The organism is Dactylosporangium sp. NPDC051087, from assembly GCF_055586325.1.
On the sequence record NZ_JBVJIJ010000013.1, the window covers coordinates 195956 to 220935 of the forward strand.

Genomic DNA, 24980 nt, shown 5'->3' on the forward strand with positions numbered 1-24980 from the left:
TGCGCGGGCATTCGGTGTTTTGGCGCTCGTGGGGTTGGCGATGTCAGGTTGGGGGGGGGGGGGGGCTGGGGAAGGGGGGGGGGGGGGGGGGGGGGGGGGCCGCCCCTCCCCCCCCCCCCCCCCCCCCCCCCCCCCCCCCCCCACCGCAGCATTTCCAGGGCCGCGCCGACGCTGACGACGTTCTCGGCCAGGGGCCGGGGGAGCAGCGCGTCGGCGCGGGCGAGCCGCCGCAGCACGGTGTTGCGGTGGGTGTACAGCCGCTCCGCGGCCCGCGTGGTGCTGCACTGCTCCCGCACGTAGGTCAGGACCGTCTCGTGGGTGGCGGCGTCGGCGTGCACCAGGTCGCCGAGGGTGTCGGCGAGGAACTCCTCCGCCAGGGTCGGCTCGGCGGTGAGCAGCGCGACCAGCTGCACGTCCTCGTACCGCGCCACCTGCTGCGGCGACGTGAGCCGGATCAGCATCCGCTGCGCCGCGGCCGCGTCGAGGTGGCTGCGGCGGAACCCGTCCACGTCGGTGCCGGGCCGGCCGACGGCGACCCTGACCTCGGGATGGCCGGTGAGATGGCCGGTGAGCCGGTCCAGCGACGGGGCGGTGGCGGCGGGGAACCAGACCCACAGCGCGGCGGCCCCCGCGACGACCGTCAGCCGGTGCGCGGCGCCGGCCGCCCGCATCACCGTCTCCGCGGCGCCTTCGAGCTGCCCGGCCGCGCCCCAGACGATCGCCGCCGTGTGCGGTCCCGTCAGGCCGTAGCCGAGCTGCGCCTCGGCCCGGGCCCGGCTGATCGGCGCCCCTTCGAGCAGCAGCGTGACCGCGGCCCGGCGCTCCGCGGACGCGCCCCGGGTCAGCTCGGCCCGCTCGGCCTCCATCCGCCGCGACACGGCGGCGACGGTGTCGTCGATGAACGTCGTGATCGACAGCGCGGACGCGTCCAGGAGCTCGCGCAGCAGCGCCGGGTCCGACGTCAGGTCGAAGCAGATCTCCATCCACCGCCGCCACGCGACGCTCTGCGCGGTCCGGTACGCGTCGAGGCCGCGCTCGTCCAGGCCGCGGCGCACCATGTCCCGCGCGGCGTCGAGGGCCTCCGCGCCGGTGTTCGCCGGGACGCGCCGGCCCGGGTGCAGGACGTTGCGCGCCGCCCAGTGCCGCAGGTTGGCGAGGTTGGCGCGTTTCGTCGCCTCCGCGAGGACCGGGTCGGCGGCGACGGGCCGCATCCGGTCGCCGCCGAGCGCGGCCGCGTGCAGCTCCTCGATCCAGTCGGCACGCGGGTCGAGGGCGATCTCCGCGCCGCGCCGGAACAGCTCGGCGACCTGCGGCGACAGCGGCGGCCACGATACCTCCGCAGCATTCTGCACCATACGGTGAGTATTTCGGTGCAGGTTGGACTGGCGCAAGGCGGCGGCGGTGGCGCATCGTCGAGGTCATGAGCGAGCATCTCGACGTCATCGTCGTCGGGGCGGGCATCTCCGGGATCGGCGCCGGCCGGTACCTGCGCACGATGCTGCCCGGCAAGACGTTCGCGATCCTGGAGGGCCGCGCCGCGTCCGGCGGCACCTGGGACCTGTTCCGGTATCCGGGCATCCGCTCGGACTCGGACCTGCACACGTTCGGCTACGAGTTCAAGCCGTGGCGCGACGAGGAGTCCATCGCCACGGCGCCGCGGATCCTGTCGTACCTGCGCGAGACGGCGACCGAGAACGGCCTCGACGCGCACATCCGCTACCACCACCGGGTGCGCGGCGCGCAGTGGTCGTCCGAGGAGGGCCGCTGGCACGTCGACGTGGAGCGCGCGGACACCGGCGAACGCGTGCGGCTGACCGCCGGGTGGCTCTTCTGCGCGGGCGGCTACTACCGGTACGACGAAGGCTTCACCCCGCACTTCGAGGGCCGGGACCGCTTCCCGGGTCCGGTCGTGCACCCGCAGCACTGGCCGGAGGACCTCGAGCACGCCGGGAAACGGATCCTGGTCATCGGCAGCGGCGCCACCGCGGTCACGCTCGTGCCGGCCCTCGCCGCCACCGCCGCGCACGTGACGATGCTGCAGCGCACGCCGTCCTACGTGATGCCCGTCGCGAAGAAGGACCCCGTGGCGAAGGCGTTGCGGCGGTGGCTGGGCGAGGAGCGCGGCTACCGGGCGACCCGCCGCAAGAACATCGCCCAGCAGCGCGCGATCTGGCGGTTCTGCCGGCGCTTCCCGAAGGCGGCACGGCGGCTGATCCGGTGGGTCAACACGAAGCAGCTGCCGGCCGGCTACCCGGTCGACGAGCACTTCAACCCGCCCTACGGCCCGTGGGACCAGCGGCTGTGCGCCGTCCCCGACGGTGACCTGTTCAGGGCCGTCCGCCGGGGTACCGCCGACGTCGTCACCGACCGGGTCACGACCTTCACCGAGCGTGGGGTGCTGCTGGCATCGGGCCGCGAGCTGGAAGCGGACGTCATCGTCACCGCCACCGGTCTCCAGGTGCAGGCCCTGGCGGGACTGTCGCTCGCCGTCGACGGGGTCCCGGTACGGCTGCCGGACACGGTGGCGTACAAGGGGATGATGCTGTCAGGGGTGCCGAACCTCGCGTTCGCGATCGGCTACACCAACTCGTCGTGGACGTTGAAGATCGGGCTGCTCTGCGAGCACTTCTGCCGGATCCTGGCGCACATGGACGCCATCGGCGCCGGCGTGTGCCGGCCCGAGCCGGGCGACCCCGCGATGCCGACCCGCCCGTTCCTCGACTTCGCCGCCGGCTACATCCAGCGCGTCGTCGACCAGCTGCCCAGGCAAGGAGACCGCATGCCCTGGCTCACCTCGATGGACTACCACTCCGACGTGAAGCTCCTGCGCGCCGGCCGCGTCGACGACCCCGAGCTGCGCTTCACCCCGGCCCGCAGCGCGGCGGAGGTGGCGGCGTGAGCGAGGACCGTTTCGTCGAGCTGCCCGGCGACCGGCGGATCTGCTACCGGGTCGACGGTCCGGACGACGGCCCGCCGCTGCTGCTCATCGCCGGGCTCGGCCTGGACCTGACCTCGTGGCCGCGGCGGATGCTCGACGGGTTCACCGGCCACGGGCTGCGCGTCATCCGGCTCGACAACCGCGACGCCGGCCGTTCGACCCGCGTCCGGGCCCGGCCGCCGAGCATGCTGCGGCAGCTGTTCGCCCGTCCTGTCCCCGGCGCGTACGACCTCGGCGACATGGCCGGCGACGTGGACGCGCTCCTGGAGGACCTCGGCACCGGGGCGGTGCACGTGCTCGGCATGTCGATGGGCGGGATGATCGCGCAGACCCTCGCCGCCCGGCACCCCGGCCGGGTCGCGACGCTCACGTCGGTCTTCTCCACGACCGGCCACCGGAAGGTCGGCCAGCCGGCGCCGTCGACGATGCTGCGGATGGCGAAGCGCCCCGCCCGCACCGTGGAGCAGGCCGTCGAGCGGCACCTGTCGCTGCTGCGGCACATCGGGTCGGCGCAGTTCCCGCCGGACGAGGCGGAGGAACGCGCCTGGGTCGCCGGCATGTGGGACCGCGGGTCGGGCCGGCCGAACGCCGCCGGGGTCGGCCGGCAGATCGGCGCCATCCAGGCCTCCGGCGACCGGACCGCGCAGCTGCGCGCCATCACCGCGCCGACACTGGTCATCCACGGCGACGCCGACCGCATGGTGCATCCGAGCGGCGGCCGGGCGACGGCGGCGGCGATCCCGGGCGCCAGGCACGTCGAGATCCCCGGCATGCGCCACCACTTCTCCCCGGGCGTCGTGGACCGCATCGTCACCCTCACCGCCGCCCACATCACCGCAGCCACCGGCACCCCGGGAGTTCCCGGCCGGGCCGCGGGCGCCGGGGTGGCGGAATGAGCGGCGTGCGCGGCAAGGTGGCCGTCGTCACCGGCGCCGGGTCCGGCATCGGGCGGCAGCTCGCCGCCGAGCTCGCCCGGCGCGGGGCGCGGCTCGCCGTCAGCGACGTCGACGCGACCGGGCTCGCCGGCACCGTCGAGGAGGTCAAGGCCCTCGGCGCCGAGGTGCACGCCGCGCCGCTCGACGTCAGCGACCGCGCGGCCGTGGAGGACTACGCGGCCGCGGTCGCCGCGCACTTCGGGGTCGTGCACCAGGTGTACAACAACGCCGGGGTCGCCGGCGGCGGGCGCAGTGTCCTGGACAGCGACTGGGCCGCGTACGAGCGCACCATCGCCGTCGACCTGTTCGGCGTCATCCACGGGACGAAGGCGTTCCTGCCGCACCTCATCGCGTCCGGCGACGGGCACGTCGTCAACGTCTCCAGCCTCAACGGGATCATGGCGCAGCCGGCGCTCAGCGACTACTGCGCCGCGAAGTTCGGCGTCCGCGGCTTCACCGAGGCGCTGCGCGGCGAGCTCCTCGCCGCCGGGCACCCGGTGCGGGTCAGCGTCGTGCACCCCGGCGGCGTCCGCACCAACATCGCGACCGCCGCGATCGAGGACGCCCGCCGGCGGGGCGCGCAGGTGACCGCCCGGGACGAGGCGCGGACCCGGCTCTACAACGAGAAGCTGCTGAAGATGCCGCCGGAGAAGGCCGCCCGCATCATCGTCGGCGGCGTCGAGGCGGGCCGCCCGCGGATCCTCGTCGGCGGCGACGCGAAGTCCGTCGACCTGCTCGTGCGGTGGCTGCCGCGCGCGTACCCGAAGTTCGCCGCCCGCCTGGAACGCCGGCTCTCACCCCGCTAGGGATCGCCGCGCCGGCCCGGTCGTCTCAGGACCGGGCCGCGTGTTCGACGTCGACGTCAGGGTTGAGCGTGTCGTCGAGGAGGCGCAGCGCCGCGACGTCCGGGCCGGGATGCTTGGCGGTGAAGTGGGCGAGGTTGCGGCGCCAGTCGGCGTAGCGGCGGGGGGTCATGCCGCCCCGCTCCCACGTGTACAGCACCGCCTCCGGGTCGAACGCGAAGGCGAGGCCGTGGCGGCGCAGCCGGTACCCGAGCTCCGAGTCCTCCAGGCCCCAGCCGGTGAACCCCTCGTCGAACCCGCCGACCGCCAGGAGGTGCTCGCGGCGCACCGACAGGTTGCAGCTGAACGCGTACAGCCAGCAGGTCGCCAAGGCGTCCAGGTCGCCGCCGAGCCGGTCCAGGACCCAGACCCGGATGTCGCGGGGCGTGGCCGGCCGGTCCGCGAACGACCAGTCCCGCAGGAACGCGTCCAGGGGGAGCTCCCCGTCGCCGAGGCGGTGGCGGGGGCCGGTGAGCACCAGGTCCGGCCGGCGCTCGTGGTGGCGGGCGTGCCGGGTGAGGAGGTCCGGCGGGAACACGTGGTCGGGGTCGATCATGACGACGAGGTCGCCGGACGCACGCCCGATCCCCGTGTTGCGGGCGGCCGAGCGCCCGGAGGCGGCCGTGCGCGGCTTGTGGACGTACACCAGCGGCAGCCCCTCGTCGAAGGCGCCGATCCGCGACCGGGTGCCGTCGTCGGACCCGTCGTCGACGACCACGACCTCCAGGGTGTGGCCGCCGAGCTCCTGCCGCCGCAGCGCGGTCAGGCAGCGGCCGAGCGCCGCGCCCGCGTTGTAGCACGGCAGGACCACGCTCACCTTCATCGACAAACCTCCAAATAGATGGTTGCCAGGCTCTAAGCTGGCGGCATGGGTGTGACGAGCCGCCGCGTGCGACGCACCTATCTCACTCTGGTGCTGCTCAACACGCTTGCCGTCACGTTCATCTGGGGCATCAACTCGCTGCTGCTGTTCGAGGCGGGCCTCACCAACACGGAGGCGCTGGCCGCCAACGCGTGCTTCACGCTCGGCTACGCCGTGTTCGAGATCCCGACCGGCTCGATCGCCGACACGTGGGGGCGCCGCGCGTCCTACCTGCTCGGCGGCGGCACGTTGACGCTCACGACGCTGCTGTACTGGCTGGCCTGGCGCCTGCACGCGGACGTGTGGGCGTGGGCGGCGGTGTCGGTCGTCCTCGCGATCGGGTTCACGTTCTTCTCCGGCGCCACCGAGGCGTGGCTCGTCGACGCGCTGCACTTCCTGGAGTACGACGGCAAGCTGGAGAAGATCTTCGCCCGGGCGCAGGTCGTGACCGGCATCGGCACCCTCGCCGGGTCGCTGGGCGGCGCGTACGTCGCGCAGGTCACCGACGTCGGCGTGCCGTTCCTCATCCGGGCGGCGCTGCTGCTGACGCTCACCGTCGTGGCCTGGCGGGTGATGCACGACATCGGTTTCACACCCAGGCGGGCCGGCGGCCCGCTGCAGGACGTCCGCCGCGTGCTCACCGAGTCCGTCCGGCACGGGTGGGGCCGGCCCGCGGTCCGCTGGGTGATGCTCGGCGCGGTCGTCGCCGCCGGGGTCAGCTACTACGTCGCGTTCACGATGAAGCCCTACCTGCTGCGGCTCGCCGGCGACCCGCACGCCTACGGCCTGCTCGGCATCGCCGCGGCGGTCAACGCCGCCGCGCAGACCGTCGGCGGTCTCCTCGCGATGGCGTTCCAGCGGCTGTTCCGCTGGCGGATGTCGGTGGTCATCGCCGGGGTCGTGCTCAACGGCGGGCTGCTCGTCGTGTTCGGTCTCGCCGGCGGTGTACCGCTCGCGATGGCCATGCTCGCCTGCTACAGCATGGTGTCCGCGGCGATGCTGCCGTCGCGCCAGGCGTACCTCAACGGCCTGCTGCCCTCGGACCGGCGCGCGACCGTCCTGTCCTTCGACTCCCTCGTGGCCAGCAGCGGCGGCGTCGTGACCCAGCCCGGCCTGGGCCGGGTCGCGGACCTGTGGGGCTATCCCGCCTCCTTCGTCCTGGGCGGCCTGCTCCAGGCGATCGCCCTGCCGGTCCTGTTCCTGGCCCGCCGCCACGAGGTCGCCGCCGCCACCCCGCAGGAGCCCGAGGTCGCCGTCCCACAGCGCACGTAGCACCCGCCGCGGCGCGGGCGCGGCGCGGCTCACCCCGCCGGGGCGGCGGCGCCGGTGAACGGGCGTTTCGTGCCCTCCACGACGGGCCACACCTCGCACGGGCGCAGCGGCACGCCGAGGCGGACCAGGGTCAGCCCGGCCTTGAGGCGCACGGCGGCGAGGCGGCCCGACAGGGCGTACAGCAGCAGGTAGAGCCGGCACTGCAGGCGCTGGGCCGGGCGGAGCCGGGCGTAGGCGGCCGCGTCGATCTCGCGGCGGAAGTGCCGGCGGCGGACCCCGCGCCATTCGGGGAACAGCAGGTCGAGGCGGTGCGCCTCGTAGGACTTGCGGCGCTGGGCGCGGGCGAAGTCGCGTAGGCGCGGGATCGGCTGGAACAGCACGCGGGCGGCGGCCGCGTGGTGGATCGCCCCGGTGCCGTGCCGGTCGATGATGACCCGGGACAGGAACGAGTCGTCGCTGATCGGGCCGCGGTCCAGGCTCAGGTACGCGGCGGTGCGCGGGTCGACGCCGGTCACCCGCCGGTGCGGGACGCGCCACGCGACGTCGTAGTGCCGCACGGCGAACGCCCGCCCGCACAGGTGCCGCCCGCGGCGGATCACGTCGGGGTGGTAGTCGGCGAAGTTGAACACCGGCCGCCAGAAGCCGGGCCGGCCGTGCAGGTCGGCGGGGACCATGCTGGCCCACGCGGCCTCCGCCTCCGGGTGCTCGGCCATCGCCGCGACCAGCTCCCGCAGGCAGCCCGGGTCGAGGACGCAGTCGGCGTCCACGAGGATGAGGTGCTCCCCGGAGCGGGCCAGCCCGGCGATGACCCGCTGCGCCTCGATGAGCCCCGGCGGGGACCCGACGACGCGGGCCGTGACGCCGCCGCGCGGCGCACCGGCGAACCCGGCGGCCCAGGCGTCGGCGATCTCGCGGGTCCGGTCGGTGGAGCCGTTGACCGCGACGATGATCTCCGCCGTGACGGCGCCCGCCGGCGAATCCAGCGCCGCCACGGCCACCTCGATCGACCGGAGCGTCTGGGCGAGGGTCGCCTCCTCGTTACGGGCGGCGACCCCGACGCTCAGCACGTGGGCGACACGACACCGCGGACGTAGTCGTCGAACTCCGCCACGGAGTCGCCGGTCCACACCATGCCGTGCTCGCGGATGATGAACCAGTTCGTGGACCGCTGCCGCAGCTCGCGGAAGAAGTGCCGGCCGGCGGCGAAGCGGCCGCCCTCGATCCGCGCGTCGGAGACGAGGTCGCGGAAGCGCGGGCCGCGGGTCAGCTCCCGGTGGTGGAAGTGCACGATGAGCCGGGGCCGCCGCTCGTGCATGGCGAGCAGGGTGCTCAGCATCAGGAACTCGGGGGCGTCGGAGCTCGGCAGCCGCTCCCCGGTGTAGGTGAGGCTCTGCTGCCCCTCGTCGAACGACGTGATCAGGTCGTAGTCGGCGGAGGTCATCCGCGACTTGTCGGTGACGGTCTGCGAGACGAGCCAGTGCCCGTCGTGGGTGAACATGATCGAGCCGTCGGTGTAGGGCTTGCGCTGCCACAGGTGGTGATCGCGGTGGATGCGGGCGAGCTCGGCGACGTCGCCGGCGTGCTGGCGCCGCAGCCGGTCCAGGACGGCCCGGTCGCCGGGGTCGGCGCTCTCCGCCGGGTGGTACTTGACGCGGATCGTCTCGCCGATCGCGTTGACGTAGACGTCCTGCCACGTGTTGGTCCGCAGCCGCACGGCCAGGTCGAGATGGTCGGGGTAGATCGCGTTGACGTCGAGCGCGTCGCACAGCTCGGGCACGGCGGTGCGCGCCGCCGCGTAGCCGGGCCCGTCCTCGTTGCTGTCGGTCAGCGGATACGCCGAGATGACGTTCGTCCTGGCGCCGGTCGCGGCGAGGGCCGCCAGGTAGTGCCGCTCCTCGTCGGGCATGAGCAGCGGGTTCGTCGGGCCGTAGACGACGTAGGTGACGCCCGGGCGGTGCTCAGGGAGCGTTCCGTAGGCGAGGGGCTCGGCGGTGACGCCGTAGTCGCGGTGCAGGGCGCGGAACGCCGGCTCGATGATCTCGCGCAGCGCCCATGCGCTGTGCGGTGAGGCCGGATTCAGGACGTAGCAGTAGCGCAGCTCCGCGATGTTGCGCTTATACCGGTAGTCGTAGGCCTGCAGGTTCCCCGTTGAAGTCATCGAAGTGACCACCCAGAGGACTCTACATCGACCTCTCTCGACCCGCTGGCCAAGCACTGCCCCGGCTGGGCCGCCGCGCTACTCCATCGTGCCGTCGCCGTTGCTGAATCGTGTTACTCGCGCCATCCCGACATCTCCACGCCCTTGCCCGTGTCGACGCGGTAGCCGAGCCGGACCGTCTGGCTCTGCCCCTCCGGCACGACCAGCCGCCAGGTGAGGACGCCGAGGTCGGTGCGCTCCGCCGGCTGCGGCTCCAGCACGTTCTCCTTGACGGCGATCGTGTCGTGCCGGCTGACCGGCAGCTGGTCCAGGACCGTGATCCGCACCGGGCGGCCCGTGTAGTTGCCGACGGTGGTGCGGTACTCGACCTCCCGGCGCCGGCTGGAGCCGAGCGTCGCCTTCGTCGCGGTGCGGCGGGTCAGCTCCCGCTCCACCCGGACCCGGTCGTCGAGGCCGAGCGCCAGCTCGAGCTCCTCGCCGGGCGCCCACGTCGACAGGGCGGTCTTGCTGACGAAGTCGGCCTCGTGGAAGACGGCGGCCTGCCCGGGCGGCAGCGTGTGCTGCGACGTGTTCGTCACCTTGGCCCGCAGGTGCACGTCCGTGGACCGCGCCGGCGCGACGACGTGGTCGAGCTGGGTGGCGAGGTCCAGGATCAGCACCGTCGCCCGTGAGGTGGTGCCGTCGGCGGGCACCGGGACGGCGCGGGCCGGGCGGTACGTCGCCGCGACCGGGCCCTCCTCGACCGTCGCCTGCGCGACCTCGACCTCGGCGAACCCGTCGAGGGCCTCCTTCGCCATCCGGCGCGGCGCCGGGGCCATCGCGGCGGCGGGGGCGGGCATCGCGCCGGGAGCGCCGCCGTACGCGCCGAACGACTGCATCGGCGGCATCGGCGGTGGCGGGATCAGCAGGTCGAGATACCACGGCTGCAGCTCGGGGATCGCGACGGCGCCGGACGGCCGGGCCGTGGACAGCGCCAGCTCGCACTCCGGCCAGTCCTCGCCGGTGCGCTGCTCGACCAGCCCGAACCAGGTCAGGCGCAGGGTCTCGCCGGTCAGCCGCACGTCATACGTGGACCGCCAGCCGGCGTCGGGCACCTGGTACGTCACGTCGAGCTCGACCGGCCCCGGCTCCGACACGGCGAGCGCGACGACCGCGTAGCGCGCGTCGGGCTCCCGCTTGCCGGACAGGTCGGCCAGCTGCCGGTCGAGGGCCGCCGCCCGCTCCGTGACCTCGGTGCGCCGCCGCTGCAGGTCGCGGATGCCGGCCAGGACCGCGGTCAGCTCGCCGCCCATCGTGGCGGTGAACGCGGTGACCGTCCCGGCCGCCGCGTCGCCGGTCGCGAGGGCCCGCGCGTAGGCGCCGCTGGCCCGCTCGCCGAGCGTGGTCAGGAACGCCTGCCGCTGCCGCAGGACCGTCTCGGTGTCCGCGATCTCGGCGAGCTCCTCGTCGAGGGCCCGGCGCTCCTGCTGCACCGCGGTGACGGTGCCGTCGGACGGGGCCGGGTGGCGGCGCAGCACCACGTCGACGCCGAGGACCGTCGCCGGGCCGCGGCCGCTGACCCGGATCGAGTCGCCGTCCATGCTCAGCGGCAGCGGGCCGATCTCGGCGAGCTGCTCGCCCGCCTCGAGGGTGGCCCGGCCGCGCCGGGTGACCCTGGCCTGCCGGGGGTAGACGGTGACCGCCACGATCGAGTTCTGCACGTCCCGCACCGTAACGCATGCCGTCACCCCCGCCGGTGCGCGTCCGCCGCCGTTCGGGGCATGCCCCATGGACCGTTCCGCCCGCCGGGGCGCGCCGGTCGGCCGCATTGCGCGACACGCCGTGCGCCGCGTCCGTCACCGGCGCCGCGGCGGCCCGAGAATCGCCTTCCCCCGAGAACGGACGGAGCTCGATGTGACGGTGCCGCTGACGCTGCCCACCTCCGCCGCGACGCGCTACCCGCTGCGGTACGCCGTCGTCGACGTGGAGACCACCGGCCTGCACGCGCCCAGGGACAGGGTCCTGCAGGTCGCGGTCGCGCAGATGGAGCCCGACGGCACCCTGGGCACGGTCTGGTCCACGCTCGTCGACCCGGGCTGCGACCCGGGACCCGTGCACATCCACGGGATCACCAGGGAACGCCTCGCCGGCGCGCCCCGCTTCGACACCGTCGTCGGGCACCTCGCCGAGCTCCTCGACGGGCGGGTCCTGGTCGCGCACAACGCCGCGTTCGACTGGCGGTTCCTCGCCGCGGAGGCGCACCGCGCCGTCCACCGCCTGCCGGTCAGCACCCGGCTGTGCACCCTCGCGCTGAGCCGCCGCCTCGACCTGCCGACGGCGAACCTGTCGCTGGCGGCGCTCGCCGCGCACTGGGGCGTCGCCCAGGCCCGGCCGCACGACGCCGAGGACGACACCCGGGTCCTCACCGAGATCCTCCGGCACAGCCTCGCCGCCGCCGACACCCTCGCCCTGGAGCTGCCGCTGAGCGCCTGCGACGCGGAGGCGACCGAGCGGGTGTACCCGGCCCGCCTGCCGCGGCCCGTCTGCCCGTGGGCGTGGCCGGGCAGGTGGACGCCCGGCCGCCCGCTCGTCCAGGGCGCGAAGGTCGCCATCACCGGCAGCACCGCCACCGCCCGGGACGCGCTCGCGGCCCGCGCCACCGGCGCGGGGCTGGACGTGATGAACACCGTCAGCGGCCGCACCGGCCTGCTCGTCACCAACGACCCGGCGGGCACGACCTCGAAGCTGAAGGCCGCTGCCCTGTACGCCGTGCCCGTCGTCGACGAGGCGACCTTCGCGGCGCTGCTCGGCGACGTGGAGCCCGGCACGCCCAGGCAGGAGGGCCGCGGGCCAGCTGCGGCGGTGCCGTCGCCGCGCCGGCCCACCGGGCCGCTGTCCGGGCGGTGCCTGCTCGTCCTCGGCGGGACCCACGCCGAGGCGGCGGAGGCCCGCAACCGGATCGCGGACCTCGGCGGGATCGCCGCGGTCAACCTCACCACCCGGGTCACCGACGTCGTCGCCCTGCCGGGCGCCGAGAAGGACCGCCGCTGGGCGACCGTGACCTCGCTCGGCCTGCCGGTCACCGACCCGGACGCGCTGTCACCGGCCGCCGCGATGCCGGCGCCGGCCGCCGGGCCCGCGACCGCAGTGCCCGCGGCCGTCGCGGTCCTGTCCCGCGGGGAGGTCATCGACCTGCCGGACGACGTGGCGGACTGGTCGGTGTCGGTGACGTGGCCGGCCGGCACCGACGCGGAGGTCGACGTGGTCGCGTTCCTCACCGACCAGGACGAGCAGGTCCGCGCCGACGCCGACTTCGTCTTCTACAACCAGCCGGCCGCCGCCGACGGGTCCGTGGAGCTGACCCTGGACGTGCCGCACGAGACGCTCGTCGACGTCCGCCTCGGCAGGATTCCCGAGGACGTCAGCCGGATCGTGATCGCCGCCGCCATCACCGGCACCCATTCGTTCGGCGATCTCGGGCCGGTCGAGTTCGTCGCCCGTACCGGCGCGGGAGCCACCCACGCCAGAGCCACCCTGGACGCGGCGACCACCGAACGCAGCCTGCTGCTGGCCACCGTCTACCGGCGCGACGGGCACTGGCGGCTCCGCGCGATCGGCCAGGGCTACGACCACGGCCTCGCCGAGCTCGCCACCCTGCACGGCGTCACCGTCGACGACGACTGAGGCGGGGCCGGCGGTGGACTAGCGGTCCGGCGCCAGCAACGCCGCGAACATGTCGCGCAGCGGCTCGGCGAGCTCGTCCTGGTCCGCCGAGGCGAGGGGCTCCAGGGCCGTGGAGGCGCGCAGCAGCGCGATCCCGATCGCCGAGGCCAGGGTCATCTGCGCCCGCAGCATCCGGCGGTCCGCGTCGGCGTCCCCGGGCTGCCAGCCGGCCGCTGTCGCCATGCGGTCGGCGAAGCGGCGCAGGATGCCGACCCGGATCCGCTCGGCCTTCTCGTCGCCGGAGGAGCGCAACAGCAGCAGCAGCTGGGTGCGGTGCTGGGCGGCGTGCGGGCCGGCGAGCCGGACCGCCAGGTCGTGCGGGATCCGCTCCAGGGGCAGCTGGTCGTCGACGGTGCGGCCGAGCTCGTCGCCGACCTCCGCCAGGCACGCCTCGAACAGGCCCTCCTTCGACGTGAAGTACCGGTTGATGAGCGCGACGTTGACCCCGGCGTCGGTGGCGATGTCCCGGACGGTGGCGGCCGTGTAGCCGTCCGCGGCGAAGCGCCGGCGGGCCGCGTCGAGCAGCAGCTGACGGGTCCCGGCGGCGTCCCGGCGCCGCGTGCCCGCGGTGTTGGTCGTCACGCCACCAGCGTAGACGCACCCCGGGTGTGACGTAAACGATTGTTGACTTACGTCCGCGGCGGGCACATGGTGGACAAGTCAGCAATCGTTTACATAGCGCCTCGGGGACCTCATGACGCAAACCCTGCAACCACCGGCCGGCGCCAACCGGCACGTCAACGGCACCCTGCTGGTGGTGTACCTGTCGCTGGGCGGCCTGGCCTTCGCGGTCCTGCAGTCCCTGGTGGCGCCCGCGATGTCCACCATCGCCCGGGACCTGAACGCCTCGACCGCGGACATCAGCTGGATCCTGACCGCCTACCTGCTGTCGGCCTCGGTCCTCACGCCGATCCTCGGCCGCCTCGGCGACATGGCCGGCAAGCGCAAGGTCCTCATCGGCGTCCTCGCGGTCCTCGCCGCCGGCACGCTCCTCGCGGCCCTCGCCCCGAACCTCGCCGTGCTGATCGTGGCCCGCGCCATGCAGGGCGCCGCCGGGGCGATCCTGCCGCTGTCGATCGGCATCGTCCGCGACGAGCTGCCCCGGGAGAAGGTCGCCGTCACCGTCGGCCTGCTGTCGGCCATCTTCGGCGTCGGCGCGGGTGTCGGCATCGTCGGCGCCGGCCCGATCGTGGAGCACCTGTCCTGGCACTGGCTGTTCTGGCTGCCCCTGGTCCTGGTCGTGATCGCCCTGCTCGGCGCGATCTTCGGCATGCCGGAGTCGCCGGTGCGCACCCCGGGCCGCCTCGACGTGCTCGGCGCCGGCATCCTGTCGGTCGCCCTCGTCTCGCTGCTGCTGGCCATCAGCAAGGGCCAGGCGTGGGGCTGGACCGACGGCGCGACCGTCGGCCTGCTCGCCCTCGGTGTCGTCGCCCTCGGCGTCTTCGTCGCGGTCGAGCTGCGGGTCGGCGAGCCGCTCGTCGACATGCGCCTGATGTCGATCCGCGGCGTGTGGGCCACCGACCTCGTCGCCCTCATCCTCGGCTTCGCGATGTTCGGCACGTTCCTGCTGGTGCCGACGCTGCTGCAGCTGCCCGCGGCCACCGGCTACGGCTTCGGCAAGTCGGTGTCGGAGTCCGGCCTGTTCCTGCTGCCGACGGTGCTCATGATGGTCGTCTTCGGCCCGATCGCCGGCATCCTCAACCGGCGCTTCGGCCCGAAGCTGCCGATGTTCCTCGGCGCGGTGTCCGTCGTCGCCGCGTTCGCCCTGCCGGCGATCGCCCACGGCGCCGTCTGGCAGGTGCTCGCCTCGGGCATCCTCACCGGCGCCGGCATCGGCCTGTCCTTCGCCGCCATGTCCAACGCCATCATCGAGAGCGTGCCCGCCGCCCAGACCGGCGAGGCCAGCAGCGTCAACACCATCGCCCGGACCATCGGCAGCAGCATCGGCACCGCCGTCGTCGCCGCCGTCATCACGTCCAAGAGCACCCCGCAGGGCCTGCCCACGGACGCCGCGTTCACCGCCGGTTTCTGGGTCTGCGCCGGCGTCGCCGTCCTCGCGGTGGTCGCCTCCCTCGCGCTGCCCTCGGCGCACCGCCGCCACGAGCAGGCGGTCGCCGCGGGCGTCAAGGACCTCCCGCCGGAGCCGCAGGAGCTGCACCTGCCCCACCTGCACGCCCGGGGCTGACCCTCGCCGGTACCTCTGGAGCCCCCGGCCGTCCGGTCGGGGGCTCCGCCGCGACGGACAGCGGACAGCACCCTTGATCAGGTTTGCGGCGGGCGGCCACAATGCCGGTCGTGGAGACAGAGGACGAGGAGCGGCGCAAGAAGGACGGCTGCGACTGGGGGCCGGACTGCGACCTGCCCAGCTGTGACCTGCCCGGGTGTGACGGGTGCGACCTGCCCAGCTGCGGGTGCGACTTCATGCTGGGCACGATGCTGCTCAGCACGATGGCGATCAGCGCGCCGACGAGGAAGCCCCGGGCGAGCGCCAGCGGGCCCGGGCGGGCCGGGATGGCGGCGATCCGCGGCTACCAGCGCTGGATCTCGCCGCACCTGGGGACGCGGTGCCGGCAGATCCCGTCGTGCAGCAACTACGGCATGGAGGCGGTCCGCCGCTACGGGCTCGTCGTCGGGTCGCGGCTGACCGCGGCCCGGATCCGCCGGTGCAACCCGTCGACGCCGCACGGGACGCGCGACCTGGTCCCGTAGCCAGTGCTGGTTGCGCTCACATGAGCTCTGCCAGAGGTTGACAACTGAAGATGTGAGCGCAAACATGACGGTTCCCCGCCGCCACGAGGAGCCTTCATGCCCAGCCGCCTGCTCACGTTCGTCGCCGCCCTGCTCGTCACCGCCGCCGGGCTCGTGCTCACCCCGCCGGCGGCGGTCGCGTCGCCGGCCGTGCGCTACACGAACCCCCTGGCCAACCAGCGCGCCGACAGCCAGATCGTCAAGCACACCGACGGGTACTACTACTTCACCGCGACCGTCCCCGAGTACGACCGCATCGTCCTGCGCCGCGCCACCACCCTGCAGGGGCTGTCCACCGCCGCCGAGACCGTCATCTGGCGCAAGCACAGCAGCGGCGTCATGGGCGCGCACATCTGGGCGCCGGAGATCCACTACATCGACGGCAAGTGGTACGTGTACTTCGCCGCCGGCGCCACCAACGACATCTGGGCAATCCGCATGTACGTGCTGGAGGGCACCGGCGCGAACCCGCTGACCGCGACGTGGACCGAGAAGGGCCGCATCACCACCGCCTGGGACACGTTCTCCCTCGACGCGTCCACGTTCGTCACCAACGGCGTGCGGTACCTCGTCTGGGCCCAGTCCGAGCCCGGCCTGGCGACCAACTCCAACGTGTACATCGCCCGCATGAGCAACCCGTGGACGATCACCGGCAGCCCGGTCAGGATCGCGACGCCGACCTACGACTGGGAGCGGCGCGGCTACGCCGTCAACGAGGGACCCACCGTCATCCAGCGCAACGGGCGGGTCTTCCTCACGTACTCCGCCAGCGCCACCGACGCCAACTACTGCCTCGGCCTGCTGACGGCGAACGCCTCCGCGAACCTGCTCAGCGCCGGGTCGTGGGTGAAGAGCCCCGCCCCGGTGTTCGCCAGCAACGCCGCGACCGGCCAGTACGGCCCCGGGCACAACTCGTTCACCACGTCCGAGGACGGGCAGAGCGACATCCTCGTCTACCACGACCGCAACTACCGCGACATCACCGGCGACCCGCTCAACGACCCGAACCGCCGCACCCGCCTGCAGAAGCTGTACTGGAACGCCGACGGCACCCCGAACTTCGGCATCCCCGTCCCCGACGGCGTCACGCCGGTGCGGCTGCAGTCGTACAACGTCCCGGGCCGCTACGTGCGGCACTACGACCACCGGGCCCGCATCGACGCGGACGTGGCACCGCTGGCGGACGCGCAGTTCCGCATCGTGACCGGCCTCAACGGCGGCGGCACCGTGTCGCTGGAGTCGACGAACTTCCCCGGCTACTACCTGCGGCACAGGAACTTCGAGGTGTGGGTGGAGCGCAACGACGGCTCCGCGGTGTTCAAGGCCGACGCCAGCTTCTTCCAGCGGGCGGGCCTGGCCGCCGGCGGGGCGGTGTCGCTGGAGTCGCAGAACTTCCCCGGCCGCTACGTGCGGCACAGCAACGGCCTGCTCCACGTCCAGGCGGTCGGCGACGCCACCGGCCGCGCCGACGCCACGTTCACCCTGGACTGACGGGAGCGCGGGGCCGGGCAGCGCCGTCCGGCCCCGCGAAATCCGGTTGCCGGGACGGCGCGGGGTCCGCGATCATCGCTGCATGACGCGCTGACCTCCGCCCCTGCCCCTTGTCTCCCGAGCAGCCGAAGTGAGCGTCCCGTGTCACATCCGAAGGCGACCGTCACCGTGTTCGCCGGCCCGTCCAGCTGGATCGAGTCCGACGCCGTCGCGCAGTGCCACCAGGTGGCCGCGCTGGACGGCATGCTCCACGTCGCCGGCATGCCGGACCTGCACCCCGGCAAGGGCGCCCCGATCGGCGCCGCGATGTCCTCGACGGTGCTGTATCCGTTCCTCGTCGGCTCCGACATCGGCTGCGGCATCGCCGTGTTCCCGATCCGCCTCAAGCGGGTGGTGCCGGAGAAGCTGGCCGCGAAGTTCCCGGACCTGGACGTCCCGCTCGACCCCGCCGACGTGGCGGCCGCCGGCGAGATCCCCGGCGGGCACACCGAAGGCCTCGGCACCGTGGGGCGCGGCAACCACTTCGTCGAGCTGGCGAAGGTCGGCACCGTGCTGGACGGCGGGCACGCCGCCCGGCTCGGGCTCGCCGCCGGCGACCTCGTCCTCGTCGTCCACAGTGGATCCCGCGGCTTCGGCGAGCGGATCCTGCGCGCGCACACCGAGGTCCACGGCGCGGGACCGGCCGCCGACCCCGCCGCCTACCTGGCGGCGCACGACGACGCGGTCCGCTGGGGCTCGCTCAACCGGCGGCTCCTCGCCGCCCGCGTCGCCGACGCCCTCGGCGCGGAGCGCACCGAGCCGGTCGTCGACCAGTGCCACAACCTCGTCGAGGTCCGCGACGGCGGCTACCTGCACCGCAAGGGCGCCGCGCCGGGCGACGGCCGGGACGTGCTCGTCGCCGGGACCCGCGGCACCCCGTCGTATCTCGTCGCCGCGCACGCCGGCGCCGAGGCGAACCACTCGGTGGCGCACGGCGCCGGCCGCAAGATGTCCCGCGCCGACGCCCTGCGCCGCGGCAAGGTCAAGCACACCGTCGAGGAGCTGCGCCGCACCCCGGTCGGCTCGTACGTCGTCTGCGGCGACCGGCAGCTGCTGTTCGAGGAGGCGCCGACCGCGTACAAGCGCATCGAGCAGGTCATCGGCGACCTCGCCGACCATGGGCTGGCCACGCCGGTGCTGACGACGGTCCCGCTGGTGACCTACAAGACCGCGCCCGTCAAGGACCGGCGCTTCAGCACCTGACGCCCTGCTTGGCGAGCTCGGCGATCAGCGCGGACGCGGTGAGGTTCGTGAAGTTGACGTCCTTGCCCGCGGCGACCTCGATGACGTAGTCGTGGTCACCGGAGTCCTGCTCGATCTCGACGTCGCAGCTGCCGGCCTTCGCGTCGGCCTCGTAGTCGTCGAGCTTCTTCACGTTCTTCTTCTTTTTCTTGTCGTACACCTGGTCGTAGTCGGCCTCGGCGTCCACGTTGGTGTAGCCGGCCTTGGTCAGCTGCTTCTCCAGGTCGTCGGCCTGCGACGAGCAACCGGCGAGCCCCATGCCGAGCAGCAGCATGGTCGTGGCGGCGATGACGGATCGGGTGGCTCGCATGGCTATCGGCACTACTTTCGTCTCGGGGGGCTGCGGGGGTGGAGTCATCAATTCTGGATCATCCGGCCGGCGACGCTGTCGGGATGCCGATGCTCGATGTGTCGACAAACGGCGTGGTGCCGGTGCGGCGGCTGTCGTACCGCGGGTCGAGCGTGCCGAACAGCCGGTCCCACACGGTGGTGTAGAAGCCGAGGTTGTACCGCGGCGCCGCGTGGTGCCCGGCGTGCATCCCCGGCGTCGCCACCCACTTGAAGACGACGGACGCGCGCACCCTGGGCGGCAGCGGCTCCACCCCGAGGTGCCCGAGGATCCCGAAGAGCAGGTTGACGCCGGTGTACGCGGCGAGCGCCCACACCGAGAACGGGTGGACGGCCAGGACGAGCAGCCACGCGCCGCCGAACCCGATCACCTCGACGGGGTGCAGCGCGAACAGGGTGACCGGCCGCGGGTCGGCGAAGACGTGGTGCAGCCGGTGCGCGAGCGGGAACAGCCACCGCACGTGCGCCGTCGCGTGACCGGCGTACAGGACGGCGTCCATCACCACGACCAGCACCGCGAAGTCGAGCAGGGCCCGCCAGGTCAACGGCATCGTGAAGGTGATGGTGCCGGCCCGCCACAGCCACCACCCGGCGACGGTGACGCCCGCGTTGAGGACGGTCGCGGACGCCACGAGCCCCAGCTCCAGGCGGCTGACCGGGCCCGCGGGCGCGGTGACCCGCGCCGCGCCCGGCAGCCGCAGCACCCAGTGCCCGAGCACGGCGGTGATCCCGACGAGGGCCGCGTTCTCGGCGAGGGCGAGCACCGCGAACCAGCCGGCGGGCAGCTCGCGCAGCCACGTGACGACGTCGTGCACGCGCGTCCCGCCTCCCTTCGCCGGTATCGGGGTGCCCGGTCCGCATCCCGCTCCGCACGGCACTGTGTCACCCGCCCGCAACCCCTCGCGCGGAACACGGGGACGGTCCGGCGGGCGGCCGATGACTACAGTCGTGGCATGGGGACGGACTGGGGGACGCAGGCACCTGCGGCGGCATCGCAGGACGAGGTGGGGGACACCGGCGAGGACCGGGACGCCGGCGAGAGCGGCTGGCGGCCCAGGTCGCGGGTCGGGGCGATGGTCGCGGCCCTGCTCGCGGGGGACCAGGACGCGGCTGAGCAGGTCGCCGACGAGCCGGAGGCCAGCGAGAAGGAGCCGCGGGTCCTCGCGGCGGCGATCCGGCTCGCCGTGCAGAGCCTGTTCGACGAGGACACCCCGCCCGACGCGATCGCCGGCTCCGTGGCCGAGATGGCCCGCGACGTCGAGGTCGACCAGGACGCGGCGGTGGCCCTCATCCGCGCCCAGCTCGGCGAGGAGCACCTCATGGAAGCGTTCCCGGAGCAGGTGGTGATCGACACCACATGGTCGGTGTTCGGCTATCTCTGCGAGCAGCGGCTCGGCCGTGAGGACTCCATCGAGCTCATCGCCCAGGCGGAGGCGGAGGCGCTGTAACGGGCCGGTGGACCAACAGTCACCGAACGGTTGATCTCAGCGTGCGTGGTGTGTGCGAGCATCCACGCCAGCGGATACCTATGCGCTGGGAGCGGCCGAGTGACTGAGTTGGTGGAGCGGATCGTCGTCCCGTTCGAGGGCCCCGGCGCCGGTGCCGGGCCCCTCACCTGGGGTCAGCGGCAGGTGTGGGCGGCGATGGTCGAGATCGACTCGTCGATGAGCATGGGCGGCGCGGTGCCCGCCACCGGCGGCAGGACCGTCGAGGACTTCGCCGCCGAGCTGCGGTTCTTCATGTGCCGGTACGCGGCGATGCGGACCCTGCTGCGCTTCGCCGACGACGGCACCGTGACGCAGGAGGTGTTCGGCTCCGGCGAGACCAGCCTCGTCGTCATCGACACCGCCGACGGCGACGACCCGGCCACCGTCGCCGAGGCCCTCGCCGCGCAGTGGCGGGACCGCAAGTTCGACTACGCCACCGAGTGGCCGCTGCGGATGGGCGTGGTCCGCCACCGCGGCGACGTCACCCACGTGGTCGCCCTGATGTGCCACATCGCCGCGGACCTCGGCGGGGTCGCGGTGATGATGCGCGACCTCGCCCAGCGGGACCCGGTCACCGGCGAACCGGCCGCGCCGTACGACGCGCCGCAGCCCCTCGACCTGGTGCGTCTGCAGCAGGAGCCGGCGATGACCCGGCAGACGGCCACCGCGATGCGCTACTGGGAGACCCACCTGCGGGCCATCCCCGCGTCGCTGTTCGACCCTCCGGCCGCCGCCCCGGGGCAGCCGCGCTACTGCCGGCTGCGGTGGCAGTCCCGCGCGATGCACCTGGCGTCCGGCGAGGTGTCGGCGCGGCTCGGCGCGGACCCGGCGTGGGTGCTGCTCGCCGCGTTCGCCGCCGGCCTCGAGCGGCTGCGGCCGGGCCGCGGGCCGTTCGTCGCGATCAACATCATCGGCAACCGGTTCCGCACGGCGCTGCGCGACGTGGTCAGCCCCGTCACCCAGGACGGGCTGTGCGTCCTGGACGTCGCCGGGGTCGGCCCGGAGGAGGCCATCGCCCGCGCCCGCGCGGCGTCGATGAGCGCGTCGAAGCACGCCTACTACGACCCGGCCGCCCGGGCGGCGCTCACCGAGCGGGTCAGCCGCGAACGCGGCGAGCACCTCGACCTCACCGTCCTGTACAACGACCGCCGCACCCACCAGGCGGCCGGCGCGCACGACGCGGTGCCCGAGCAGACCATGGTCCTGTCGGAGGAGCCGCTGCGGTCCCTCGGGCCGAAGCTCATGATCGTCGTCGAGGACGTGCCGGACGTGGTGCGGCTGAGCGTCGACGTCAAGACCGAGTTCCTGCGGCTGCCGGACCTGCGGGCGCTGCTGGGGGAGATGGAGGCGTTCGTGCTGGACGCCGCGACACGGCACCAGCCGGTGGCGTAATCGGCGGGATGGGGGGCACTCACGGGCGGAAACGTCCGCGAACCTGGTCCGGAGGAGGCCAACATGCCCTACATCACCGTCGGGACGGAGAACAACGGCCCGATCGACGTGTACTACGAGGACCACGGCTCGGGGCCGCCGGTCGTGCTGATCCACGGGTTCCCGTTCAACGGCGCCACCTGGGAGAAGCTCACGATCCCGCTGCTCGCCGCCGGGCGCCGGGTGATCACCTACGACCGGCGCGGCTTCGGCAACTCGTCGCAGCCGTCGACGGGCTACGACTACGACACGCTCACCGCGGACCTCGACGCGCTGATGACGAAGCTCGACCTGCGCGACGCCGTCCTCGTCGGGCACTCCATGGGCACCGGCGAGGTCACCCGGTACCTCGGCACCCGCGGCTCGCGGCGGGTGAGCCGGGCGGTGCTGCTCGCGCCGCTCGCCCCGTTCCTGCTCAAGACGTCCGACAACCCTGAGGGCGTCGACGGGAGCCTGTTCGAGGGCTTCCAGGCGGCGATCCTGGACGACCGGTTCGCCTACCTCACCCAGTTCTGCAAGGCGTTCTTCAACTGGGACGAGAACAAGGGCACCAGGGTGAGCGAGGAGGCGTTCCGCGGGCACTGGGACATCGGCGCGCGCGGCTCGGCGAAGGGCACCCACGACTGCGTCGCCGCCTGGCTCACCGACTTCCGGCCCGACCTGCCGCGCATCGACGTGCCCGTGCTCATCGTGCAGGGCGACCAGGACAACGTCCTGCCCTACGCCAAGACCGGCGCCCGGCTCCAGCCGATGCTGCCGGACGCGCGGCTGATCACCCTGCCGGGCGCGCCGCACGGCATCCCGTGGACCCACCCGCGCGAGGTGGCCCGGGCGACGATGGAGTTCATCGGCGCGACCGCCATGTCGCACGCCTGACCCGCAGTACCGGGGCGGTTTCATGCGCACGGCGTGAGGCCGCCCCGCCCGCGCCGCCCGGACCCTCGACACCATGGCGGACCGCACACGCATCGTCGTCACCGATCGCCCGGCCGGCCCCGGTCCCAGGGCCGGCGGGCGGACCCGGCTGGCGCCGATGATGGGACCGGCCCTCGTCGCCGCCATCGCCTACGTCGACCCCGGCAACGTCGCCACCAACCTGACCGCCGGCGCCACCTCCGGCTACCGCCTCGTCTGGGTCGTCGTCGCCGCCAGCGCGGTCGCGATCCTCGTGCAGTACCAGGCGGCGAAGCTCGGCGTGGCGACCGGCCGGTCCCTGCCGGAGCTGTGCCGGGACCGGTTCCCGCGGTGGGGGCGGCGGATCCTGTGGCTGCAGGCCGAGCTCGTCGTCCTCGCCACCGACCTCGCCGAGTTCGTCGGCGCCGCGATCGGCCTGCGGCTGCTGTTCGGGATGCCGGTCGCCGTGTCCGCGGTCGTCACCGCCGCCGTCTCGCTGCTGCTCCTCGCGCTGCGCCGGCGCGGCCGGACCCGGTGGTTCGAGTCGGCGACGGCGGCGGCGCTGCTGCTGATCGGCGCCGGCATCGTCTACGACCTCGTCGCCGCCGGGCACCAGTCGGCCGGCGGTTTCGCCGCCGGGCTGGTCCCGCGGCTGGACGGCGCCGGGTCGGTGGTCCTGGCCATGGGCATCGTCGGCGCGACCGTCATGCCGCACGCCGTCTACCTGCACTCGGCGCTGTCGAAGCCCGGCGCCCGGTGCAACGCCGACCCGGGGACCGTCCGGCGGGCGCTCAAGCTCGACTGCGGGATCGCGCTGAGCGCCGCCGCCACCGTCAACGTGTCGATGATCGCGCTCGGCGCGGGCCTCGGCGCGCTGACCGCCGGGGCGTGGACCGGTGACCTGTTCGACGCGCACGCGGTCCTCGCCGAGCGGGTCTCCGGGTTCGCGGCGCTCGCGTTCGCGGTCGCGCTGCTGTCGTCCGGGTTCGCCTCCTCCGGCGTCGGCACCCTGGCCGGGGACGTCGTCATGGGCGGGTTCCTCGGCCGCCGTGTCCCCGTGTACCTGCGCCGGCTCGTCACCATGACGCCGGCGGTGGTGCTGCTGACCGCCGGCACGTCCCTGACGACGCTGCTCGTCGCCAGCCAGGTGGTGCTGTCGTTCGGGGTGCCGGTCGCGCTGTTCCTGCTCATCCACTTCTGCCGCGACCGGGTGCTGATGGGCCCGCTCGTCAACGCCCGCGGCACGACGGCCGCCGCGGCGGTGGCCGCCTCGGTCGTCGCCGCCGTCGGCCTCGCCCTTCCGGTGCTGCTGCTCGCCTGACCTGCCGCCCGACCTGCCCGCCTGACCTTTCGCCTGACCGGTGCGACCGGTCCGGCCTGTCCCGTGCACCGACCATCCGTCACCCGACCAGGAAGGCCTCATCCATGACGCAGACGTTGCCGCAGCCGAAGCGTGGCACCCGCGGCGGTACCGACACCGGACCCCGCAACGTCGAGCTCGACCTGCAGAACCCGGACCTGCTCACGCCACCGGCGGAGGACGCGGGCACGATCCCCAACCTGAAGTTCTCGATGTCCATGGCGCACACCCGGATGGAGGAGGGCGGCTGGACCCGCGAGGTCACGCAACGGGAGCTGCCGGTCGCCACCCAGCTCGCCGGGGTCGACATGAAGCTCAACCCCGGCGCGTACCGCGAGATGCACTGGCACAAGCAGTCCGAGTGGGCGTACGTGCTGGACGGCAGCTGCCGCATCGGCGCGGTCGACCAGGAGGGCCGCACGTTCCTCGACGACGTCCAGCGCGGCGACCTGTGGTTCTTCCCGAAGGGCGTCCCGCACCACATCCAGGCGCTCGGCGAGGGCGTGGAGTTCCTGCTCGTCTTCGACGACGGCATGTTCTCGGAGAACTCGACGTTCATGCTCAGCGACTACTTCGCGCACACGCCGCGCAGCGTCCTGGCGAAGAACTTCGGCTGGTCACCGCAGCAGCTGGCGAGCCTGCCGGAGCGGGAGAAGTACATCTTCGACGGGCAGGTGCCGCCGGCCCTGGAGACCGACAAGCTGGTCAGCCCGACCGGCGACGTGCCGCGCACGTTCAAGCACCGGATGCTCGCCGAGGCCCCGGAACGCTTCAAGGGCGGCTCCGCGCGGGTGGTCGACTCCACCAGGTTCGCCGCGTCGACCGCGATCAGCGCCGCGCTGGTGGAGATCGACCCGGGCGGGATGCGGGAGCTGCACTGGCACACCACCGACGACGAGTGGCAGTACTACATCTCGGGCACCGGCCGGATGGGCGTCTTCGCCGGCTCCGGCATGAACCGCACGTTCAACTACCAGGCCGGCGACGTCGGCTACGTGCCGTTCGCCTACGGGCACTACATCGAGAACACCGGCGACGAGCCGCTGGTGTTCCTGGAGATGTTCCGCAACCCGCGCTTCGAGGACATCTCCGCGAGCCAGTGGATGGCGAACACGCCGCCGGAGGTCGCCGCCGCCACCCTCAACCAGGACCGGGCCACGATCGAGGCGCTGCCGCACACGAAACCGCGCATCACCCGCTGAAGACGGCCGTGCCGGGCCTCTCACCGATA

The 24980-nt window shown here is 73.6% G+C and carries 22 protein-coding genes; 14 read left to right on the top strand and 8 right to left on the bottom strand.

Annotated features, from left to right (window positions below; all coding sequences use genetic code 11):
• Nucleotides 1-1355, bottom strand: a 1355-nt coding sequence (locus tag ACZ6TV_RS25520; protein ID WP_465299763.1) for a PucR family transcriptional regulator, incomplete at its 3' end; no start/stop codon positions are given.
• Between the two features lie 65 nt (nt 1356-1420).
• Here ACZ6TV_RS25520 and ACZ6TV_RS25525 point away from each other — a divergent pair.
• From ACZ6TV_RS25525 to ACZ6TV_RS25535, 3 genes are read left to right on the top strand one after another with little or no spacing between them, the layout of a single operon-like run.
• Nucleotides 1421-2899, top strand: a complete 1479-nt coding sequence (locus ACZ6TV_RS25525; RefSeq protein WP_465299764.1) for a flavin-containing monooxygenase — start codon at nt 1421-1423, stop codon at nt 2897-2899.
• Nucleotides 2896-3834, top strand: a complete 939-nt coding sequence (locus tag ACZ6TV_RS25530) for an alpha/beta fold hydrolase (protein WP_465299765.1) — start codon at nt 2896-2898, stop codon at nt 3832-3834. The genes ACZ6TV_RS25525 and ACZ6TV_RS25530 overlap by 4 nt, the downstream gene beginning before the upstream one ends.
• Complete coding sequence (locus tag ACZ6TV_RS25535) at nt 3831-4679, top strand: SDR family NAD(P)-dependent oxidoreductase (RefSeq protein WP_465299766.1); 849 nt, start codon at nt 3831-3833, stop codon at nt 4677-4679. Before ACZ6TV_RS25530 ends, ACZ6TV_RS25535 begins: the two co-directional genes overlap by 4 nt.
• Before the next feature lie 25 nt (nt 4680-4704).
• Here ACZ6TV_RS25535 and ACZ6TV_RS25540 read toward each other — a convergent pair whose 3' ends face one another.
• Nucleotides 4705-5538 (bottom strand): glycosyltransferase family 2 protein, encoded by an 834-nt coding sequence (locus ACZ6TV_RS25540; protein WP_465299767.1) that lies wholly within the window; start codon nt 5536-5538, stop codon nt 4705-4707.
• A 45-nt stretch (nt 5539-5583) separates the two neighbouring features.
• Between ACZ6TV_RS25540 and ACZ6TV_RS25545 the strand changes: the two genes are divergently transcribed.
• A complete protein-coding gene (locus ACZ6TV_RS25545; RefSeq protein ID WP_465299768.1) occupies nt 5584-6849 on the top strand; it encodes an MFS transporter in 1266 nt (421 codons plus the stop codon).
• A gap of 29 nt (nt 6850-6878) precedes the next feature.
• Here the strand turns inward: ACZ6TV_RS25545 and ACZ6TV_RS25550 are convergent, their stop codons facing one another.
• The 3 genes from ACZ6TV_RS25550 to ACZ6TV_RS25560 all read right to left on the bottom strand — a co-directional run bounded on the left by ACZ6TV_RS25550 (nt 6879) and on the right by ACZ6TV_RS25560 (nt 10707).
• Entirely contained in the window at nt 6879-7916 is a 1038-nt protein-coding gene (locus tag ACZ6TV_RS25550; protein ID WP_465299769.1) for a glycosyltransferase family 2 protein, read from the bottom strand.
• Entirely contained in the window at nt 7910-9007 is a 1098-nt protein-coding gene (locus tag ACZ6TV_RS25555; protein ID WP_465299770.1) for a hypothetical protein, read from the bottom strand. Before ACZ6TV_RS25555 ends, ACZ6TV_RS25550 begins: the two co-directional genes overlap by 7 nt.
• Nucleotides 9008-9120: 113 nt before the next feature.
• Nucleotides 9121-10707, bottom strand: a complete 1587-nt coding sequence (locus ACZ6TV_RS25560; protein WP_465299771.1) for a DUF4139 domain-containing protein — start codon at nt 10705-10707, stop codon at nt 9121-9123.
• Nucleotides 10708-10900: 193 nt separating this feature from the next.
• Between ACZ6TV_RS25560 and ACZ6TV_RS25565 the strand changes: the two genes are divergently transcribed.
• A complete protein-coding gene (locus ACZ6TV_RS25565) occupies nt 10901-12670 on the top strand; it encodes a TerD family protein (protein ID WP_465299772.1) in 1770 nt (589 codons plus the stop codon).
• A gap of 18 nt (nt 12671-12688) precedes the next feature.
• On the opposite strand, the gene ACZ6TV_RS25570 is transcribed toward ACZ6TV_RS25565, so the two are convergent.
• On the bottom strand, nt 12689-13291 hold the full coding sequence (locus tag ACZ6TV_RS25570) for a TetR/AcrR family transcriptional regulator (protein ID WP_465299773.1): 603 nt from the start codon (nt 13289-13291) through the stop codon (nt 12689-12691).
• A 112-nt stretch (nt 13292-13403) separates the two neighbouring features.
• Between ACZ6TV_RS25570 and ACZ6TV_RS25575 the strand changes: the two genes are divergently transcribed.
• From ACZ6TV_RS25575 to ACZ6TV_RS25590, 4 genes are all read left to right on the top strand, one after another.
• The gene (locus tag ACZ6TV_RS25575) at nt 13404-14894 is read left to right on the top strand and encodes an MFS transporter (RefSeq protein WP_465299774.1); all 1491 of its coding nucleotides are present in this window, start codon (nt 13404-13406) and stop codon (nt 14892-14894) included.
• A 110-nt stretch (nt 14895-15004) separates the two neighbouring features.
• Entirely contained in the window at nt 15005-15418 is a 414-nt protein-coding gene (gene yidD / locus ACZ6TV_RS25580) for a membrane protein insertion efficiency factor YidD (RefSeq protein ID WP_465299775.1), read from the top strand.
• A 96-nt stretch (nt 15419-15514) separates the two neighbouring features.
• Nucleotides 15515-16948, top strand: a complete 1434-nt coding sequence (locus ACZ6TV_RS25585) for a family 43 glycosylhydrolase (RefSeq protein WP_465299776.1) — start codon at nt 15515-15517, stop codon at nt 16946-16948.
• Nucleotides 16949-17089: 141 nt separating this feature from the next.
• A complete protein-coding gene (locus ACZ6TV_RS25590) occupies nt 17090-18190 on the top strand; it encodes an RNA ligase RtcB family protein (RefSeq protein ID WP_465299777.1) in 1101 nt (366 codons plus the stop codon).
• On the opposite strand, the gene ACZ6TV_RS25595 is transcribed toward ACZ6TV_RS25590, so the two are convergent.
• Nucleotides 18180-18539, bottom strand: a complete 360-nt coding sequence (locus ACZ6TV_RS25595; RefSeq protein WP_465299778.1) for a hypothetical protein — start codon at nt 18537-18539, stop codon at nt 18180-18182. The genes ACZ6TV_RS25590 and ACZ6TV_RS25595 overlap by 11 nt on opposite strands.
• A gap of 58 nt (nt 18540-18597) precedes the next feature.
• Complete coding sequence (locus tag ACZ6TV_RS25600; RefSeq protein WP_465299779.1) at nt 18598-19392, bottom strand: sterol desaturase family protein; 795 nt, start codon at nt 19390-19392, stop codon at nt 18598-18600.
• 138 nt (nt 19393-19530) lie between these two features.
• On the opposite strand from ACZ6TV_RS25600, the gene ACZ6TV_RS25605 reads away from it, so the two are divergent.
• The 5 genes from ACZ6TV_RS25605 (at nt 19531) to ACZ6TV_RS25625 (ending at nt 24951) form a co-directional block, all read left to right on the top strand.
• A complete protein-coding gene (locus tag ACZ6TV_RS25605; RefSeq protein ID WP_465299780.1) occupies nt 19531-20025 on the top strand; it encodes a hypothetical protein in 495 nt (164 codons plus the stop codon).
• 99 nt (nt 20026-20124) lie between these two features.
• On the top strand, nt 20125-21456 hold the full coding sequence (locus ACZ6TV_RS25610) for a condensation domain-containing protein (RefSeq protein ID WP_465299781.1): 1332 nt from the start codon (nt 20125-20127) through the stop codon (nt 21454-21456).
• A gap of 63 nt (nt 21457-21519) precedes the next feature.
• Nucleotides 21520-22371, top strand: coding sequence for an alpha/beta fold hydrolase (locus ACZ6TV_RS25615; RefSeq protein ID WP_465299782.1), 852 nt, complete (start codon nt 21520-21522; stop codon nt 22369-22371).
• Nucleotides 22372-22444: 73 nt separating this feature from the next.
• On the top strand, nt 22445-23710 hold the full coding sequence (locus ACZ6TV_RS25620) for an Nramp family divalent metal transporter (RefSeq protein ID WP_465299783.1): 1266 nt from the start codon (nt 22445-22447) through the stop codon (nt 23708-23710).
• Nucleotides 23711-23814: 104 nt separating this feature from the next.
• Nucleotides 23815-24951, top strand: coding sequence for a cupin domain-containing protein (locus ACZ6TV_RS25625; RefSeq protein WP_465299784.1), 1137 nt, complete (start codon nt 23815-23817; stop codon nt 24949-24951).
• Nucleotides 24952-24980: the final 29 nt, after the last annotated feature.